The organism is Geobacillus sp. WSUCF1, from assembly GCF_000422025.1.
Classification (GTDB): Bacteria; Bacillota; Bacilli; order Bacillales; family Anoxybacillaceae; genus Geobacillus; species Geobacillus zalihae.
Window position 1 is genome coordinate 1 of sequence record NZ_ATCO01000337.1, and the last position, 335, is coordinate 335.

The following is a 335-nucleotide window of genomic DNA, read 5'->3' on the forward strand; positions in this document are numbered from 1 at the left end:
TACTTTGTCGTCGTGGATGTGAAAGAAGATGAAGCCGATCCGTTGCCGCTTGAGCGGGTGTTTCATTATCAGCATCCGGCTGTGGACGGGCGCAACGTCCTCTTTGTGCCGTTTGCCGGCGGGTGGCGCATTGATTTGCAATTGCTTGACGGCGATGATCCGGAGCAGTTCGGCAGTGTGGACGGCGTGAAGCAATGGCTGCCGAAAGTGATGCCGGAAAAATACGCGGACCGTATTACGTGGGTGTCGACGTACCGCTTTTTCCAGGTGGTTGCGAAGTCGCTCACTGACCGCCATCACCGTGTGCTGTTGGCTGGCGAAGCGGCCCACCTGTT

General features: G+C 57.3%; 1 pseudogene. It reads left to right on the forward strand.

From position 1 onward, the window contains the following. A pseudogene (locus I656_RS0117460) lies at positions 1–335 on the forward strand (monooxygenase); the annotation flags it as partial.